The 18,085-nt window shown below is 50.0% G+C and carries 13 protein-coding genes; all 13 read left to right on the top strand.

Annotated elements, in window-relative coordinates; translation table 11 throughout:
• Positions 1 to 261: 261 nt before the first annotated feature.
• The 13 genes from Psch_RS05050 to Psch_RS04990 all read left to right on the top strand — a co-directional run bounded on the left by Psch_RS05050 (position 262) and on the right by Psch_RS04990 (position 18,049).
• Positions 262 to 900: an ANTAR domain-containing response regulator gene (locus Psch_RS05050; RefSeq protein ID WP_243120614.1), complete on the top strand. Its 639-nt coding sequence runs from the start codon at positions 262 to 264 to the stop codon at positions 898 to 900.
• A gap of 176 nt (positions 901 to 1,076) precedes the next feature.
• Positions 1,077 to 2,405, top strand: a complete 1,329-nt coding sequence (glnA, locus tag Psch_RS05045; RefSeq protein ID WP_243120621.1) for a type I glutamate--ammonia ligase — start codon at positions 1,077 to 1,079, stop codon at positions 2,403 to 2,405.
• A 176-nt stretch (positions 2,406 to 2,581) separates the two neighbouring features.
• The gene (locus Psch_RS05040) at positions 2,582 to 4,225 is read left to right on the top strand and encodes a glutamate synthase-related protein (RefSeq protein ID WP_134218838.1); all 1,644 of its coding nucleotides are present in this window, start codon (positions 2,582 to 2,584) and stop codon (positions 4,223 to 4,225) included.
• A 254-nt stretch (positions 4,226 to 4,479) separates the two neighbouring features.
• On the top strand, positions 4,480 to 5,055 hold the full coding sequence (locus Psch_RS05035; RefSeq protein WP_134218839.1) for an ANTAR domain-containing response regulator: 576 nt from the start codon (positions 4,480 to 4,482) through the stop codon (positions 5,053 to 5,055).
• Positions 5,056 to 5,367: 312 nt separating this feature from the next.
• A complete protein-coding gene (gene glnA / locus Psch_RS05030; protein WP_190239357.1) occupies positions 5,368 to 6,699 on the top strand; it encodes a type I glutamate--ammonia ligase in 1,332 nt (443 codons plus the stop codon).
• A gap of 394 nt (positions 6,700 to 7,093) precedes the next feature.
• Positions 7,094 to 8,425: a type I glutamate--ammonia ligase gene (gene glnA / locus Psch_RS05025; RefSeq protein WP_190239356.1), complete on the top strand. Its 1,332-nt coding sequence runs from the start codon at positions 7,094 to 7,096 to the stop codon at positions 8,423 to 8,425.
• 205 nt (positions 8,426 to 8,630) lie between these two features.
• On the top strand, positions 8,631 to 13,220 hold the full coding sequence (gene gltB / locus Psch_RS05020; RefSeq protein WP_243123950.1) for a glutamate synthase large subunit: 4,590 nt from the start codon (positions 8,631 to 8,633) through the stop codon (positions 13,218 to 13,220).
• Between the two features lie 28 nt (positions 13,221 to 13,248).
• Entirely contained in the window at positions 13,249 to 14,733 is a 1,485-nt protein-coding gene (locus Psch_RS05015; RefSeq protein ID WP_190239354.1) for a glutamate synthase subunit beta, read from the top strand.
• A 324-nt stretch (positions 14,734 to 15,057) separates the two neighbouring features.
• On the top strand, positions 15,058 to 15,549 hold the full coding sequence (gene ilvN, locus Psch_RS05010; protein ID WP_134218844.1) for an acetolactate synthase small subunit: 492 nt from the start codon (positions 15,058 to 15,060) through the stop codon (positions 15,547 to 15,549).
• A gap of 83 nt (positions 15,550 to 15,632) precedes the next feature.
• The gene (locus tag Psch_RS05005) at positions 15,633 to 15,908 is read left to right on the top strand and encodes a CopG family ribbon-helix-helix protein (protein WP_243123949.1); all 276 of its coding nucleotides are present in this window, start codon (positions 15,633 to 15,635) and stop codon (positions 15,906 to 15,908) included.
• A 2-nt stretch (positions 15,909 to 15,910) separates the two neighbouring features.
• Positions 15,911 to 16,261 carry a type II toxin-antitoxin system PemK/MazF family toxin gene (locus tag Psch_RS05000; protein WP_134218846.1) on the top strand — a complete coding sequence of 117 codons (351 nt, stop codon included), beginning with the start codon at positions 15,911 to 15,913 and terminating at the stop codon, positions 16,259 to 16,261.
• A gap of 117 nt (positions 16,262 to 16,378) precedes the next feature.
• Complete coding sequence (locus tag Psch_RS04995; protein WP_190239352.1) at positions 16,379 to 17,521, top strand: amidohydrolase; 1,143 nt, start codon at positions 16,379 to 16,381, stop codon at positions 17,519 to 17,521.
• A gap of 120 nt (positions 17,522 to 17,641) precedes the next feature.
• Entirely contained in the window at positions 17,642 to 18,049 is a 408-nt protein-coding gene (locus Psch_RS04990; protein ID WP_190239351.1) for a response regulator, read from the top strand.
• Positions 18,050 to 18,085 lie beyond the last annotated feature (36 nt).

The raw sequence follows: 18,085 nt of genomic DNA, 5'->3' as shown, positions 1-18,085 counted from the left end.
AACCCCCTTGTTTTTGAGATATTTGGTTTTTAAGGTCTATAAAAATAACCCGTCTAATTACAATATGTTAAACTTTTGAGATTAATGAGATAAAAAAAGCAGGACTCAAAACACCATATAATGCTATTGTGGATAATACCCGGCCAGCATTATGCTTGATTATACCGGGCGATGTCCGACACTTTAAGCGGCTTCTATCATTTTTGAAGTGATCATGTTAAAATACTCCTACATACGGACCGAGCAGGAGTGGTCCGTAGCATGGAAGCAAGAGAAGATTTCACCGGTATTATGTTGGGAATTTTTCTTGGAAAGGTGCGCCATATGTTTGGAACCCGGGTAGTTATCGCTGACGGCGATCCCGAAAATCGACAAAAATTCAAGGAAATTCTTACTCATGCCGGCTACATGGTGGTAGGTCTTGTTGAAGATGGGAGAAGCGCCCTTAAAGTGATTTTTCAGAACGAACCGGATGTTGTCATCATGGATGCCAGGCTGCCCGGCGCGGAAGGTTTGGAAATCGCCCGGATTATTGAGGAACACCGGGCCGCGCCGGTGATTTTACTAACCGAGGCTCATGAGCAGGAGCTGGTGTCGGAAGCGGCCACCACCTGGATTTTTGGTTACCTGATTAAACCCGTTGAAGAAAAACAACTGTTTATGGCTATAGAAATAGCCATAGCCAGCTATAAAAAGATTATTAAGCTGGAAGAGGAAAACAAAAGGCTCAGGCAAACGCTGGAGGAAAGAAAGCTGGTTGAAAGGGCGAAAGGCCTTTTGATGGAAGCCAAAAACATGTCTGAAAGGGAAGCCTACAAATATATGCAAAGAAAAAGCATGGATAACTGTGTGCCGATAGCAAGGATTGCCCGCCGGATTATCATATCTTTAAAAAAATAGATTTAAGCCTATGCAATAATTGTATACAATATTCTTGCAATGAGGCCATTGATTTTCAGATCTATTATGCTATACTAATGAGCAATAAGGATTTTGAGGGCAAAGACGTCCTTAAAAGACCAGTTTCCAATATGGTCTTTTGGGGCGTTTTTTATTTTTCTTTGGGGGGATGCATCCTGGACATATTGGGTAAAGAAGGGGTTTTGGAAAAAGCCAGGGAGTATAATGTAAAATTTATTCGCCTGCAGTTTACCGATGTATTCGGTGTTTTCAAAAACATCGCTGTCACGGTTGAAGAGTTGGATAGAGCGCTGAATGGGCAGGTCATGTTTGACAGTTCTGCAGTCGAGGGCTTTGTACGCAACAGGGAGAACGATATTTACCTGTATCCCGACCCAACCACCTTTGAAGTATTTCCCTGGCGTCCCCGGGATGGAGCGGTAGCCCGGCTGATATGCGATGCCACATCCCCCGGAGGCGGAGCATACCCGGCCTGTTCGCGATCTGCATTGAAAAAGGTACTGCAAAAAGCATCTGAATCAGGATTTCAGTTCCGAGTGGGCGCACAAATAGAGTTTTTCCTGTTTCACACTGACAGTCAGGGCAAGCCCACGACCGCTACCCATGACCAGGCTGGGTTCTGCGACCTGTCTCCGGTGGATCTGGGGGAAAATGCCAGGCGGGATATGGTGCTGACACTGGAAGAAATGGGTTTTGAAATATCCTCTTCCCACCACGAAAACGCTCCCGGCCAACATGAGATCTTTATTAAAGAAGATGTGGCCCCTGCCATTGCCGATAAAATAGCTACCTTCAAGTTTGTAGTCCGCAACATAGCCCAGCGGCACGGTCTGCATGCCTCTTTTATGCCGAAACCAATGCGTCAGGTGAACGGTTCGGGAATGCATCTGCATCTTTCCCTCTGGTGTGACGGCGAAAATATTTTTGATGATCCAACCGGTGATTTGGGCTTAAGTAAAAACGCGCAGCACTTTATTGGAGGTATCTTGCAGCATGCCCGTTCGATTACCGCCCTGGCCAATCCCTTGGTGAACTCTTATAAGCGCATCTTGCCGAACCGGCTTTACCCGGCCCGGGTGGCCTGGTCGGAACGCAACCGCAATACCATGATCCGTGTACCGGTCCAGCGTGGTGATGATACCAGGATTATCTTACGCAGCCCTGATCCAACCTGCAATCCATACCTGGCCCTTGCTGCTGTTTTGCAGGCAGGATTGCATGGTATTACAGATAAAATAGCGCCTGTTCCATTTTTGCCGGAAGATAGCCCTGATCCCAACGGGTTTGTTGAAATCGCCAAGGAAGATTGGCTGCCGCGCAGCTTGGGAGATGCGTTGCGAGCTTTGGCTGCGGATAAAATCATTCATGAGGCATTGGGTGAACATATTTTACGGCGTTTCTTGGAGGTGAAAGGCAGCGAATGGGACCGGTTCCAGTCTGAAGTGCACCCGTGGGAAGTAGAGCAGTATTTAGCTAACTATTGAGATTAGCGTTTCATCAAATTTAAATAGGATATTAACTGACTAAAGAGGTGAGGAGCCGGAAATTATTGAGAAGCCCTGGAGTAGGGATTTGATTGGGAGCAGATGATTTAAGCGGTATGTATAACAAAGCTAATTAAATGAAGCAATAATATATTCTAAGAAGGGTGTGTTTATTTATGAGTATCGGTCAGCAGAGGTCTAATGATGTTTTGGGTACGGTGAATCGCGGCAACCCGGCCGAATCCGGGTTGTGTACATTATGCCGGGCAGATTGCCAGGGGAAATGTGAAACCTTCATGTCCTGTATGCAAGGACGTAAAATGCTTTATCCCCGAAATTTCGGAGCCGTCACTGCGGGAAGTGACAATATCACTCACGTGGGAGTTTCCTATAATTCCCTTCGCATTCAAGGTTATAACTATGGCGCCTATGGTCTCCCGCAAGGTCTTTCCAGCGATGCGGATGATTGTATCTTCCCCAATGTTAAAATTGAAACAGAGTTTGGAAATGAGATTAAGACAAAATCCAGGATCCCCATCCTGTCCGGCGCATTGGGCTCCACCTTCGTTGCCGCAAAGTACTGGGAGTCTTTTGCGGTCGGCGCAGCTCTCGTCGGTTATCCGATTGTCATCGGTGAAAACGTCGTAGGGGTTGACAAGGAGTCGGTTATCGAAAACGGTAAGATTCTGAAATCGCCTGAACTCGACCGCAGAATCGAAACCTATCTTCGTTATCATGATGGTTACGGAGCCATCATTGTTCAGATGAACGTTGAGGATACCCGCAACGGCGTTGCTGATTATGTCCTCGAAAAATACGGTGACAAGGTGATCATCGAACTGAAGTGGGGGCAAGGCGCTAAAGATATTGGCGGCGAAATCCAGGTAAGAGATCTTGATTACGCTATTTTTTTGAAAAACAGAGGTTATATCGTAGATCCGGATCCGACCCTGTCTGAAGTGCAGCAAGCTTTTAAATCCGGCGCCATCCGTTCTTTCGCCCGTCATAGCCGCCTGGGCTATACGGATCTTGCAAATTATGATCAGGTCAGAGATTCTTTCATGACGGCAATTGCTGATTTAAGGAGCAAAGGGTATAAAAGAATTACCTTGAAGACCGGTTCCTATGGTATGGAAGCGCTGGCAATGGCAATCAAATTTGCCACGGACGCCAAATTGGACCTTTTGACAATTGACGGCTCCGGTGGTGGTACCGGAATGAGCCCGTGGAATATGATGGAGAGCTGGGGCGTACCTTCGCTGCTGCTCCATGCCAAGTCCTATGAATATGCAAGTATCCTGGCTCAAAAAGGTCAAAGAGTTGTCGACCTGGCTTTTGGCGGCGGAATTGCCAGAGAAGATCAGATCTTTAAGGCCTTGGCCCTGGGCGCTCCATTTACAAAAATGATTTGTATCGGCAGAGCGACTATGATTCCCGGTTTCCTGGGAGCAAATATTGAAGGCATACTCAAGCCTGAGCGAAAAGCGGCTGTGCATGGAAACTGGAGTGAATTGCCGAAGTCTGTATCAGACGTTGGTACGAGGGCTGACGAAATCTTTGCGGGCTACTATGATGTTCAGAAAAAAGTGGGCGCTGACGCAATGAAGGATATTCCGCTGGGAGCAATTGCTGTTTGGACGCTCGCTGATAAATTGGCTGCCGGCTTGCAGCAGCTTCTTGCTGGAGCGCGTAAGTTCTCCGTCCCGGAAATATCCAGATATGATCTGGCGTCCGGCAACAGGGAGACTGAGAAAGAAACAGGCATTCCTTTCATTACGGAAATCCAGGATGAAGCCGCAAAGAGAATGTTAAATAGCTAGGCGTAAAGAAGTGGAACAAATTTTAGACCAAATTATTTAAAACAAGGTTGCCTTCCTGGAAGGGATCAGATATAATGACACTGTAATGTTGATATTTTAGGTACGAGGAAGTGCCTATAACATTCTGGCAATGATGCCCTTATCAGGTCTTGATTTACCTGTAGAGGGCATTTTTTCTCTTCCCGGTTTAATTTTACAGGTATGACCACATGATATATGGTATGGCAGAGTGCTTGAGACAGGAGGCATATACCGTGGGTGAACAAAGAGTTATCGTAATTGAAAACGATGCCACCTGGAGAAAAAACATCAAGGGTATTCTGGCAAAAATGGGTTATTGGGTAATCGGGGAGGCCGAGGATGGCCAATCCGGCTTGAAGATGGTTAGATCCAGACAACCCGACCTGGTGATTATCGAAGCTTTTTTACCTGGCCTGGACGGGCATGAAGTTGCCCAGATCATTAACGAGGATAAGCTGGCGCCGGTTATTATGGTATCTTCATCCACAAAGCAAAATATTATAGAAAAAGCCAAGGCGGCTAAGGTATTTGCTTTCCTCATGAAACCGGAGCTTGAATCCAACCTCATCCCGGCGGTTGAGCTGGCTTTGACCAACTATCAGGAAATCATCAGGCTGGAAAATGAGGTCAAAGAATTGAAAGAAACCCTGGAAACCAGGAAGGTAATTGAAAGGGCTAAAGGCATTTTAATGGAGACCATGGGCATCACTGAAACCGACGCTTTTAAACGTATCCAGAAACAGAGCATGAACAAGCGAATTTCTATGAGGGCTGTGGCTGAAGCGATTATACTCGCTCATAACTTATAGACCGGCGCCAACCATAACAGCGTGCCATATCAGAATAGGCCGCGGGTATGCCGGGTGTAGTTATAATAATACACAGTACAGACGCTGTAACTCAAAAGCATAAAAGTGGTACACTGTTGTATCACACGGGCAAGGGCGCCCTTAAAAGTTGGCATTGCATTTTAATGCCGCTTTTAAGGGTTTTCTTTTTGTCCTGGGGAGGGGTGAATTTGGATAATCAGGTTTAGCGGATACTCTGCCACTGAGCTTAGCATATGAGTATTAATTGTTTGCGGTGTGATCAGATAATATTTTTTTGAAAGGTGGTTTACCATGGGAACTTCTGAAAAAACACAGCTTATTGAAAAAGCCAGAAACCTTGGGGTTAAGTTTATCCGTCTCCAGTTCACCGACATTTTCGGCGTGATGAAAAATGTTGCCATTACTGTTGAACAATTAGATAAGGCGCTTGATAATGAATTGATGTTTGACGGTTCCTCAATTGATGGTTTTGCCAGAATTGAAGAATCGGATATGTACCTGCGTCCCGATATTAAGAGTTTCGAGGTGTTTCCCTGGAGGCCACGGGAGGGCGGCGTAGCCCGGTTAATCTGTGATGTGTACAACCCTGATGGGTCGCCATTTGAAGGAGATCCACGCTATGTCTTGAAAAAGGTGCTGACCGAAGCTGCGGAAATGGGTTACACCATGCAGGTCGGTCCGGAAATGGAATTCTTTTTATTCAACGTGGATAAAGATGGCAGGCCCACCCTGGAAACTCATGACAGCGCCGGTTATTTTGACCTTGCCCCGGTAGACCTGGGCGAAAATGCCCGCCGCGCCATGGTGCTGACCCTGGAAGAAATGGGTTTTGAAATAGAGGCTTCCCACCACGAGGTGGCGCCCGGCCAACACGAGATCGACTTCAAGTATTCTGAAGCTCTGGATGTCGCCGACAAGATCATGACCTTCAAAATGGTTGTACGTACTACCGCCCAGCGCCATGGATTGCACGCTACCTTTATGCCAAAACCTATTTTCGGGATCAACGGCTCCGGTATGCATATGAACCAGTCGTTGTTTAAGGATGGGAAAAATGCCTTCTATGACCCCTCAACTCCTGATCAGTTAAGTGAAACGGCAAAATACTATATTGGCGGTCTGGTAAAACACGCCCGTGCTATTGCGGCTTTAACCAACCCCACGATTAACTCATATAAGCGATTGGTACCAGGATATGAGGCGCCGGTATACGTCGCCTGGTCCGGACGCAATAGAAGTCCGTTGATCCGTATCCCCGCCAAACGTGGCAGTTCAACCCGGATCGAGCTGAGGAACCCGGATCCGGCCTGCAACCCGTACCTGGCAATCGCCGCTGCTTTAAAAGCCGGCCTTGACGGGATTAAGAACAAAATTCAGGCGCCGCCGCCGACCAACCAGAATATTTATCATATGACTGCGGCAGAGCGCAAAGAGTTGAATATTGACAGCCTGCCGGGCAGTCTGGCGGAAGCCTTGCAGGAACTGGCCAAGGATGACGTTATTAAGAGCGCCCTGGGCGACCATGTTTATGAGAAATTTGTTGAAGCTAAAACGCTTGAGTGGGATAATTACCGCGTCCAGATTCACACGTGGGAAGTTGATGAGTACCTGACAAAGTTCTAGAATTATTTTACTATAAGTCCCCTGCTCTGACCGGGTAGGGGACTTTTTTAGGCTTAGGATGAGTGCCCGGCGAGTTTACGTTAGTCGGGAACTCACCTCCAGCATAGTGGAGTACAATCCGGATCTCTAAACGGAGGCTTCTCGAATCTTTTGAAAGGGCAGGGAAGCACAACGGCAACAGGGCGAATTTGTTTCGTCAAAAGTGTCAAAAAACTATGGTTATTTTTAAATTTTATGATATACTAATGGTTAATTAAAAAAGAAACGGGTACAGCGTGGTACTCCGACTATGGGCAATGAGGCCGGTTTATGGGTATGATTAATTATGCCTTTAATGCGGCTTTTTTTACTTATCGCCCATGACAACATCGTTTAAGAAGGGTGCTGATAGTAATTGGCTAAGCTTACTAACGAAGATGTACGTAAACTTGCCAAGGAATTAGGGGTTAAGTTTGTACGACTGCAGTTCACGGACATTTTTGGAGTTTTGAAAAATGTCGCCATTACTGTGGAACAGCTGGAGAAAGCCCTGGCTGGAGAGTTGATGTTTGATGGTTCATCTATCGAGGGCTTTGTACGGATCGAAGAATCGGATATGTACCTGAGGCCGGATCCTTCAACGTTTGCGGTGTTTCCCTGGCGGCCCATGGACGGAGCCGTTGCCAGGCTGATATGCGATATTTACAATTCGGATGGCACTCCCTTCCTGGGTGACCCGCGCAACGTTTTACGCAGGGCGATTAAGGAAGCCGAAGAAATGGGTTATAGCATGAATGCGGGACCCGAACTGGAGTTTTTCCTTTTCCACCTGGATAATGAAGGTCGCCCCACTACCGTTACCCAGGACAAGGCGGGGTATTTTGATCTCGCTCCAGTAGATTTAGGGGAGAACGCCCGGCGTGATATGGTTTTAATTATGGAGGATATGGGCTTTGAAATAGAGGCTTCACATCACGAGGTGGCTCCGGGGCAGCACGAAATTGACTTTAAATATTCGGATGCTTTAAGTACGGCAGACAAGATTGTAACCTTTAAGTTTATAGTGCGAACCACGGCACAGCGGCATGGCCTGCACGCCAGCTTTATGCCCAAACCTGTTTTTGGCATTGCCGGTTCCGGGATGCATATGAACCAATCACTCACCCGTAACGGGGAAAATGCCTTTTATGACCCTTCATCCAGTGATGGTTTAAGCGAGGTGTGTCTCTACTATGTTGGAGGCGTGCTCAAACATGCCGGCGCCATTACGGCTGTTGCCAACCAGAGTGTGAATTCTTATAAACGGCTTGTTTCAGGCTATGAGGCCCCCGTGTATGTCGCCTGGTCCGCGCAAAACCGGAGCCCGCTGATCCGGATTCCCGCCAAGCGCGGTTCGTCGACCCGGCTTGAGTTGCGCAGCCCCGATCCTGCCTGCAACCCTTACCTGGCTCTGGCGGTAAGCCTTAAAGCAGGTTTGGACGGTATCAAAAATAAGATTACGCCACCCGCTCCCTGTAACCGGAATATTTATGAAATGACCCCGGGTGAAAGAGCAGCGCTTGGTATCGGCAGCCTGCCGGAAAATCTTTATCAGGCCCTGCAGGAGCTGGAAAAAGATACAGTTATCCGTGAAGCTCTAGGGGAACACGTGTTTAACCGGTATATGGAAGCCAAGCGGATTGAATGGGACCGCTACCGGATTCAGGTTCACCCCTGGGAGTTGGAGGAATACCTGACTAAATTTTAAACTTTAATATACTTTAATATACTTTAATATACTGATGCTCCCAGAAAACAGCAATTTAATACCCGGGTACAGCGTTGTATCCATATAAGGTTTGGCAATGAAGCCTATACTACAGTCGCAGTGTTTTGACACGCCTGTAGTTAGGCTTTTTTCTTTTTATACTTAAATTTATAGTTTTATGCAAGCGACACAGGAGGGGAAAATTTTGCAACAAAATGGAAGCCATGGACTACCCCCGAAACAGGGTCTTTACGACCCGCAATTTGAGCATGACGCATGTGGTATGGGGTTTGTCGCCGATATCAAAGGAAGAAAGTCACACAAAATTATCAAAATGGCGATACAAGTCCTGATCAACCTGGACCACCGGGGGGCCAGGGGCGCTGAGCTCAACTCCGGCGACGGCGCCGGTATCCTGATGCAAATCCCGCATGGCTTCTTCGAAAAGGAATGCGCCAAGCAGGGAATCAGCCTGCCCCCTGCGGGCAGTTATGGTATCGGCATGCTTTTCCTGTCCCACGACCAGGGTAAAAGGGAAAAAAGCCAGCAGTTTCTTGAAAATATAATTCGTCAAGAGGGGCAGACGCTTTTAGGTTGGCGGCATGTTCCAACCGACGACTCTGCGCTTGGTAAGACGGCGCGGCTGGCCCAACCATACATTTGCCAGGCGATAGTTGCCGGGAACCCGGAAATAAATGATCAGCTGGCCTTTGAACGCAAGCTGTATGTGATTCGCAAAAGGGCCGAAAAAGAGGTGCGTTTAAACTGCCTGGAGGAAGGGGATACCTTCTACTTCGCCAGCTTCTCTTGCAGGACGATTGTCTACAAAGGTATGCTTGTTCCGGATCAGGTTACCGGGTATTACCTTGACCTCAATGATCCATCCATGGAAACTGCCCTGGCTCTGATCCACTCCCGGTTCAGCACGAATACCTTCCCGAGCTGGGAACGGGCCCACCCTTATCGCTATATCATCCACAACGGAGAGATCAACACCCTGCGCGGCAACATCAACTGGATGCACACCCGTCAGTCCATGTGCGAGTCGGAGCTTTTCGGCGAGGATATGGCCAAGATTTTTCCGGTTATTGATACCGACGGCAGTGACTCGGCCATGTTTGACAACTGCCTGGAATTTCTGTCTCTTTCCGGGCGGACACTGCCCCATGCCGTCATGATGATGATCCCGGAGCCATGGAGCAATCATGAAAGCATGAGTGATGAGAAAAAGGCTTTCTATGAATACCACAGCTGTATGATGGAGCCATGGGACGGTCCGGCTTCCATCGGCTTCACAGACGGTACTATTATTGGCGCGGTCCTTGACCGTAACGGACTGAGACCGTCCCGCTACTATGTCACCAAGGACGACTTGATTGTACTGTCCTCGGAAGTCGGGGTGCTGGATATCCCGTCTGAAGACGTGGTGCTCAAGGAGCGTCTTCGCCCCGGCCGTATGCTGCTGGTGGATACCGGTGAAGGACGCATTATCAGCGACAACGAACTGAAGCAGCGCATGGTGACGGAGCATCCTTACCGCCAGTGGCTGGACCAATACTTAGTCGGCCTGGAGGACCTGCCGGAGGCAGCAGTCCCTGAATCTGAGCCCGAAACATTACTGCTGAGGCAGCAGGCTTTTGGTTATACCTTTGAGGATCTGGTTAAAATTTTGGAGCGTATGGCCAGGGATGAGGTAGAACCGGTAGGCTCCATGGGTAACGACGCTTCGCTGGCGGTGCTGTCGGAAAAACCCCAGCTTTTATACCATTATTTTAAACAGCTCTTCGCCCAGGTGACCAACCCGCCCATCGACTCTATCCGTGAAGAAATTATTTTCGCGGTTGAAACCACCATAGGTTCAGAAAAGAACCTGGTCAAACCTGAACCGGATAACTGTCATAAAATCAGGTTAAAGAAACCCATCCTGACCAACGGTGAACTGGCAAAAATCCGGCATCTCAAGCTCGACGGCTTTAAAACGGTAACTCTGCCGATCCTGTTCAAAGTGGGAGAAGAGGGCCGCAATTTGGAAAAGGCCATGGAGGAGCTGTGTTCGGCAGCCGACCGGGCTATTGAAGACGGCGCCAACTTACTTGTTTTATCTGACCGCGGCGTAGATGCGCAGCACGTTCCCATACCGGCCCTGCTGGCGGTGTCGGGCCTGCACCATCACCTGATCCGGGAAAAAACCCGTACCAGGGTCAGCCTTCTTTTGGAATCCGGTGAACCGCGTGAAGTTCACCACCTCGCAGTTTTGTTAGGCTTTGGCGCCAGCGCCGTCAATCCCTACCTGGCTTTTGAAACCCTGGAAAACATGACCGAGCAGGGGTTGCTAGAGGGGCTTACCGCCCGGGAAGCCATCAAAAATTACATCAAAGCTGCCGTCAAAGGCGTAGTCAAAGTAGCATCCAAGATGGGTATATCCACTATTCAAAGCTACTGCGGCGCCCAGGTCTTTGAGGCGGTCGGCATTCATCAGTCAGTTATTGACAAGTATTTTACCTGGACTGCATCAAGGGTAGGAGGGGTTGGTACGGCTGAGATTGCCCGGGAGGCTGAACTGCGCCACCAGAGGGCCTTTGCAAACAATATCGATCCTACTCTCGATTCCGGTTCCAATTATCAGTGGCGTCATGACGGGGAGGAGCACCTGTTTAACCCGCAGACCATTACAGCCCTGCAGCAGGCCTGCCGCAGAGGTGACTATGCTCTGTTTAAAAAGTACTCAGGCCAGGTCAACTTTCTGAACACCAATTTGAGAAGATACCTGGAATTTAAAACAGACCGGATACCGGTACCGATTGATGAGGTCGAACCGGTAGAAACAATTGTCCGGCGCTTCAAAACCGGAGCTATGTCCTTTGGCGCCCTCAGCAAGGAAGCCAGTGAAACCCTGGCTATCGCTATGAACCGCATCGGCGGTAAAAGCAATACCGGTGAGGGCGGGGAAGACCCGGCTCGTTATAAGCCCCTGCCCAATGGAGATTCCGCCTGCAGCGCAATCAAGCAGGTGGCTTCCGGCAGGTTTGGCGTGACCAGCGAGTACTTGACCAGCGCCAACGAAATCCAGATCAAGATGGCGCAGGGAGCCAAGCCCGGCGATGGCGGCCAACTGCCGGGACAAAAAGTTTATCCCTGGGTAGCCAAAGTCAGAGGCACTACGGCCGGGGTAGGGTTAATTTCGCCCCCGCCGCACCACGATATATATTCTATTGAGGACCTGGCCGAATTAATCCACGACCTGAAAAATTCTAATCCCGGCGCCAGGATTAACGTCAAGCTCGTTTCTGAGGTCGGTGTCGGTACTATCGCCGCCGGAGTAGCCAAGGGAAGAGCCGACGTCGTTTTAATAAGCGGCTATGACGGTGGTACGGGAGCGTCACCCCGCACCAGCACCAACCATGCCGGTCTTCCCTGGGAGCTGGGTGTAGCGGAAACCCACCAGACCCTGGTGATGAACAACCTGCGCGACAGGATTGTAATAGAGACGGACAGCAAGTTGATGACCGGTCGGGACGTGGCTATGGCCGCGCTTTTGGGCGCGGAAGAATACGGTTTTGGAACAGCAGCTCTGGTCGTGTTGGGTTGTGTGATGATGCGCGTGTGTTCCCTGGATACCTGCCCGGTCGGGGTTTGTACCCAGAACCCGGAACTGCGCAAGAATTTTAAGGGTAAGCCGGAGCATTTGATAAACTATATGCATTTTATTGCCCAGGAGCTGCGGGAAATAATGGCCCAGTTGGGTTTCCGCACCGTCAACGAAATGATCGGACGTACCGACGTACTGGAGCAGAGAGCAGGCATCGAGCACTGGAAGGCTAAAGGGTTGGATCTGTCAAGCCTGCTTTACCAGCCCGATGTTCCCGATAGTGTCGGCAGGTACTGCCGTACCGAGCAGTATCACGCGCTGGAAAAATCCCTGGACAGACAGTTTCTCCTGGAACTGTGCCGGGATGCTTTAAAACTTGGTAAGCCGGTGGAAGCCAAATTCCCGATCAAAAATACCAATCGAGTGGTCGGCACCATCCTGGGTCATGAGGTCACCAAACGTTACGGCGGTGAAGGGCTACCGGAAGACACAATCCGGTTATCTTTTGAGGGTTCGGCCGGTCAGAGCTTTGGCGCTTTTATCCCCCGGGGGATCACTATGACCGTAGAGGGTGACACCAACGACTATTTTGGTAAAGGCCTTTCCGGCGGCAAGCTGATTGTCTTTCCGCCGGCAAGCGCGACGTTTGTGCCTGAGGAAAATATTATTACCGGCAACGTGGCTTTATATGGCGCCACTTCCGGTGAGGCTTACATTCGCGGTGTGGCAGGAGAACGCTTCTGTGTCCGTAACAGCGGCGCCAACGCGGTGGTGGAAGGGGTCGGCGATCACGGCTGCGAATACATGACCGGCGGCCGTGTGGTTGTGCTGGGTACTACCGGCCGTAACTTCGCCGCCGGCATGTCCGGCGGGATTGCCTATGTTCTGGATGAGGATGGTACGTTCCCCGGACGCTGCAACTTGGGGATGGTTGATTTAGAAAAGCTTGATGATGCCGGCGAGATCGAGGAAGTATGGAATATGATTCATCGGCACTGGAAATATACCGGGAGCCAAAAAGCCGACTCGGTCCTTGACAACTGGCAGAAGATGGCCCCAAAATTTGTCAAGGTGATCCCCTTAGATTACAGGCGTATGCTTGGGGCCATCAAGCGCGCTTATCAGAAGGGCTTAAGTGGAGAAGAAGCGATTATGGTTGCCTTTGAAGAAAACGCCAAAGACGAGTCCAGAGTCAGCGGTAATTAGCAACGATACAGGGTTAGGGGGAAACGCCATGGGTAAATTGAACGGATTTTTAGAATATGACCGGATACTTCCGGAGGACCGCGCTCCCTTGGAACGCGTCAACGACTGGAACGAGTTCCATTATAAAATCTCTGAAGAAACCCTTCAGGAACAGGGTGCGCGCTGTATGAACTGCGGCACACCGTTTTGTCACAGCGGGATCATGATCAACGGGATGGTTTCCGGGTGTCCCAACCACAACCTCAATCCGGAATGGAACGACCTGGTCTACCGTGGGTTGTGGCAGGAAGCGCTGAAACGACTTTTAAAGACCAATAATTTCCCTGAGTTCACCGGGCGGGTCTGCCCTGCCCCCTGCGAGGGAGCCTGCGCCGCCGGACTGGCCGTTAAACCCGTGGCATCAAAAACAATCGAATGCGCCATTATCGACAAGGCTTTCGAAGAAGGCTGGATTGTACCCAAACCGCCCGCCAGGCGAACCGGCAAAAAAGTCGCCGTGATTGGTTCCGGCCCCTCAGGCCTGGCCTGTGCGGACCAGCTCAATAAAGCCGGCCACTGGGTAACAGTTTTTGAGCGCGCCGACCGCGCGGGCGGACTCCTGATGTACGGCATCCCCAATATGAAACTGCATAAGAGGGTGGTACAGCGGCGGGTTGACCTGATGGCCGAAGAGGGCGTAATGTTTATAACCGGCACGGAAGTTGGCAAGGACTACCCTGTTTCAAAGCTAAAAAAAGACTTCGATGCGGTTGTCCTGTGCGGAGGCGCCAGCAAACCACGGGATTTACCATTGGAAGGGAGAAACCTGAAGGGTATACACTTTGCGGTGGAGTTTCTTAAAGCCAATACCAAAAGTTTACTGGACTCCAACCACACCGATGGCAACTTTATATCTGCGGCAGGTAAGGACGTGATTGTTATCGGCGGTGGTGATACCGGCACTGACTGCGTGGGCACAGCTATACGCCATAAGTGCCGCAGTATTAACCAGTTAGAAATCATGCCTATGTTGTCTGTGGAACGTGCCCACAATAACCCCTGGCCTGAATTCCCCAGAGTTTACAAGGTGGACTACGGTCAGGAAGAGGCAGTGGGCCTGTATGGGGAGGATCCCCGGCATTACTGCATTACCTCCAAAAAATTTGTCGGGGATGAAAACGGTCAGGTCAAAGAATTGCACACTGTCGAAGTGGAGTGGGTTAAAGATGACCTTGGCCGCATCATTCCTCGTGATATTCCAGGCACCGAAAAGGTATGGCCGGCTCAACTGGTGCTGTTGGCCATGGGCTTTACCGGTCCGGAAGACAGTCTTTTAAGCCAGCTTGGCGTGGAGCGTGACGGGCGCTCCAACGCCAGTGCCGAATACGGCAAATTCACCACCAACGTGGAAGGAGTCTTCGCCGCCGGTGACATGCGCCGTGGTCAGAGCCTGGTGGCCTGGAGCATAAACGAAGGGCGCGGGGCCGCCAGGGAATGCGACCGCTTCCTGATGGGCACGACCAGCCTGGCCTGAAATTAGTTTGCTTAGAAGAAATTTGAGCCGACAAAATGACTTTAACCAGATCTCAAATACTTATGATATGTTACCCACGCCGCAATAGCGGCGCCACCGGACTTGCGGCGGTTAATTTAACATTTTTGCGAATGAATCCGCACCTGCATTTTTGGGGATTCGCTCTGTGAGCTGGGTAGTTGTACGATTATTTAAGGAAGCAAAAGAACCGTCCCCCTGCTTCCTTTGTTTTCACGGATTTGCTTACGGGTAGGCGGGGCGCGAAATTTATGGTAGAATTTAAAAAAGTTCGCCCCTGCCGGGGCGTTAGCGGGGGGTTTGATTTTGAAGAGCACACTTGCCGTTCTTGTTGTCAACAAACCGGGTGTACTGGCACGCATATCCGGTCTCCTCAGCAGGAGGGTCTTTAATATTGAAAGCATTACCGCCGGTTATACCGAACAGCCGGATGTAACACGTATAACCCTGGATGTTAACGGTGACACGCAAATCCTGGACCAGGTCATGAAGCAATTGTCCAAGCTGATTGATGTGATTAAAATCGTTGAAATCAAGTCGGAGGTTTCGGTAGACCGCGAACTGGCTCTGATTAAGGTAAGGGCGGAGTCAAACCGCCGCTCCGAAATCGTCAACCTGGTCTCCGTTTTCAGGGCCAACATTATAGATGTCAGCAGGGAAACCATGGTTATTGAGATCCTTGGCGACGAAAAGAAAATCAACGCTTTCTGTGAAGTGCTGCAGGATTTTGGCGTTGTAGAAATCGTCCGGACCGGCAAAGTCGTTCTCTCGCGGGGTCCGGGCGCGGTAAAGGATTAGCTTGTGATATTGACATAATTGAAGCCATAGTGTATATAATATGGTATACATGTTCTATGCAGCTTCGTGGGGGAGGACCGCCTGTGTCCCAGGTAAAGAGAGTCATGATTAGCTTGCCCGACTCACTTCTGGAAGAAGTTGACGGGATTGCTGCCGCTGAGCAATTAAACCGCAGTGAATTTATCCGTGAGGCCATGAAGCTTTATATTTCGGAGCGCAAAAGGCGACTTTTAAGGGAACAGATGAAAAGAGGATACCTGGAAATGGCAAAAATTAACCTGGCCCTGGCGCTGGAGCACTCCCGTCTTGAAGCAGAGGTATCACGTATTTACGAACTCCCTTTTCCGGGGGTAAAATAAACATGCTGATCCGGAGGGGAGATATTTATTTCGCGGATTTAAGCCCGGTTGTAGGCTCCGAACAAGGAGGGACCAGGCCGGTGCTTATTATTCAGAATGATATTGGTAATCAGTACAGCCCCACTACAATTGTGGCGGCCATAACCTCCAGTATAGAAAAGCCCAAACTGCCGACTCACGTCGAGATGCCGGCAGGGCCAGGGGGGCTTGAAAAGAATTCAGTCATTCTCCTCGAGCAAATCAGGACCATCGACAAAAGCAGGTTGATGGAGAAGGTGAGCGCTCTGGATGGTGAGATGATGGCCAGGGTCAACCAAGCCGTTGAAATCAGTCTCGGGCTGGTTGACTTATAAGCCTAAAGCGCCGTATGGGATGACATCAATAAAACCTTTGCCGGACCCGGCAAGGGTGTTTTAGTTTTTTGGCCGGGCTGCCCACGGCTTATATATTATGGAAAGGAAGTAGATAAAGTGCTGGCCCTAGTAGGCGGAAGAGTTATAACGATGGCGGGGCCTGTCATTGACAGGGGCACAGTCCTGATCGACGGGGATAAAATAACCGCTGTGATGGAAGGAGTGATTGTTCCTTCCGGCGCTGAGCCCGTAGATGTTTCAGGAAAGGTTGTTATGCCGGGTTTAATTGACGCCCACAGCCACGTGGGCATCGTGGAGGAGATCTACCGGGAGGAAGGCGATGACTGCAATGAAAACACCGATCCGGTGACTCCCCACCTGAGGGCTATAGACGCCGTTAATCCCGCCGATCTGGGTTTTCGTGACGCCCTGGCGGGTGGTGTCACCACTGTAGTTACGGGGCCGGGCAGCGCTAATATCATCGGCGGGGAAATGGTGGCTATGAAAACACACGGGACTGTGATAGATGAGATGATAGTCCGCTTCCCGGCCGGACTGAAAGCGGCGCTGGGGGAGAACCCCAAGCGCAGCTACGGGCCTGATAAAAAAATGCCCGCCACCCGTATGGCCTCAGCTGCTCTTTTAAGGGAGACGCTGACCAAGGGCCAAAATTATTTAAAAAAAGAGAACCCCGAAAAGGACCTGAAAATGGAGTCGCTGTCCAGGGTGCTGAAAAGGGAGGCGCCGTTGCGCGTGCACGCTCACCGGGCTGATGATATCATGACCGCTGTCCGGATTGCCGGTGAGTTCGGGGTCAAGCTGGTGATTGAGCACTGCACGGAAGGTCATCTGGTGGCTAAGCAGTTAGCGGCCAAAGGTATACCTGCAGTGGTTGGACCGCTCATTACCAACAGGGTGAAGGTGGAAATGCAGGGTATTACCCTGAAGACGGCAGCGGTCCTGGCGGGCGCGGGAGTTACCTTCGCCATTATGACCGACCACCCGGCGGTCCCTATTCAGTACCTGGCAGCTTCAGCCGCCCTGGCCAAAAAGGGGGGGTTGTCCGATGAGCAGGCGCTGCAGGCTGTAACTATTAACGCTGCCGTCATCCTCGGACTGGAAGGTCGCCTGGGGAGTATCGAGCCGGGCAAAGACGCGGATATTGTTATCTGGGACGGTTATCCCCTGGATATTTCATCACGGGTTGAGCAAGTTTTTATCAATGGTCAAAGGTGTTTTCCGTTTGATGGAGAAATATAGAATTAAAAGATTTTAATGGATTTATAAAAGGAATTTGCAAACGCATGTCGTATAATAATGTTGGTATTATTATACTGTAATGTTATTAGATGTAACGCAGTGTTGAGAGGTGATGTAATAATGTCAGAACCCCTAAAAATTTTGATTGTTGATGACCAGCCCGGGGTGCGTTACCTTCTCGATATTGTAATCAGGGAAGTGGGGCACCAAGTATATACCGCCAGGAACGGGCTGGAAGCTGTAGATATTGCTAAAGCCAGCCACCCTGACCTGGTTTTTATGGATGTACGGATGCCCCTGATGGGAGGCCTTGAAGCGCTTGGTAAAATTAAAGCGATGCTCCCCGAAACCGAGGTGATTATCATGACAGCATACGGTTCAGAGGAAACCGTCACCAGGGCCATGGAAGGGGGGGCGCTGTGCTGCATTGCCAAGCCCTTTGACGTAGAGAAAATCAAGGAACTCCTGGAGAACATGGAATGGAAGCATTCATGCTATAAAAAAACTTTAATTAGAGATTATGCTTAAGCGGTCCCCAGGTTCGACCATACTTTCTCCCTCCCG

Origin of the sequence: Pelotomaculum schinkii, from assembly GCF_004369205.1 — a bacterium.
Taxonomy (GTDB): Bacteria; Bacillota; Desulfotomaculia; order Desulfotomaculales; family Pelotomaculaceae; genus Pelotomaculum_C; species Pelotomaculum_C schinkii.
Note: the sequence above shows the minus strand (reverse complement) of the source record. Positions and strands in the feature narration are given on the sequence as shown.

Excerpts from the sequence above, each read along its gene's own strand:
- Psch_RS05000 (WP_134218846.1), top strand. The coding sequence starts at position 15,911 with ATGCTGATCCGGAGGGGAGATATTTATTTCGCGGATTTAAGCCCGGTT.
- Psch_RS05050 (WP_243120614.1), top strand. The coding sequence starts at position 262 with ATGGAAGCAAGAGAAGATTTCACCGGTATTATGTTGGGAATTTTTCTT.
- Psch_RS05040 (WP_134218838.1), top strand. The coding sequence starts at position 2,582 with ATGAGTATCGGTCAGCAGAGGTCTAATGATGTTTTGGGTACGGTGAAT.
- Psch_RS04990 (WP_190239351.1), top strand. The coding sequence starts at position 17,642 with ATGTCAGAACCCCTAAAAATTTTGATTGTTGATGACCAGCCCGGGGTG.
- glnA (WP_190239357.1), top strand. The coding sequence starts at position 5,368 with ATGGGAACTTCTGAAAAAACACAGCTTATTGAAAAAGCCAGAAACCTT.
- Psch_RS05015 (WP_190239354.1), top strand. The coding sequence starts at position 13,249 with ATGGGTAAATTGAACGGATTTTTAGAATATGACCGGATACTTCCGGAG.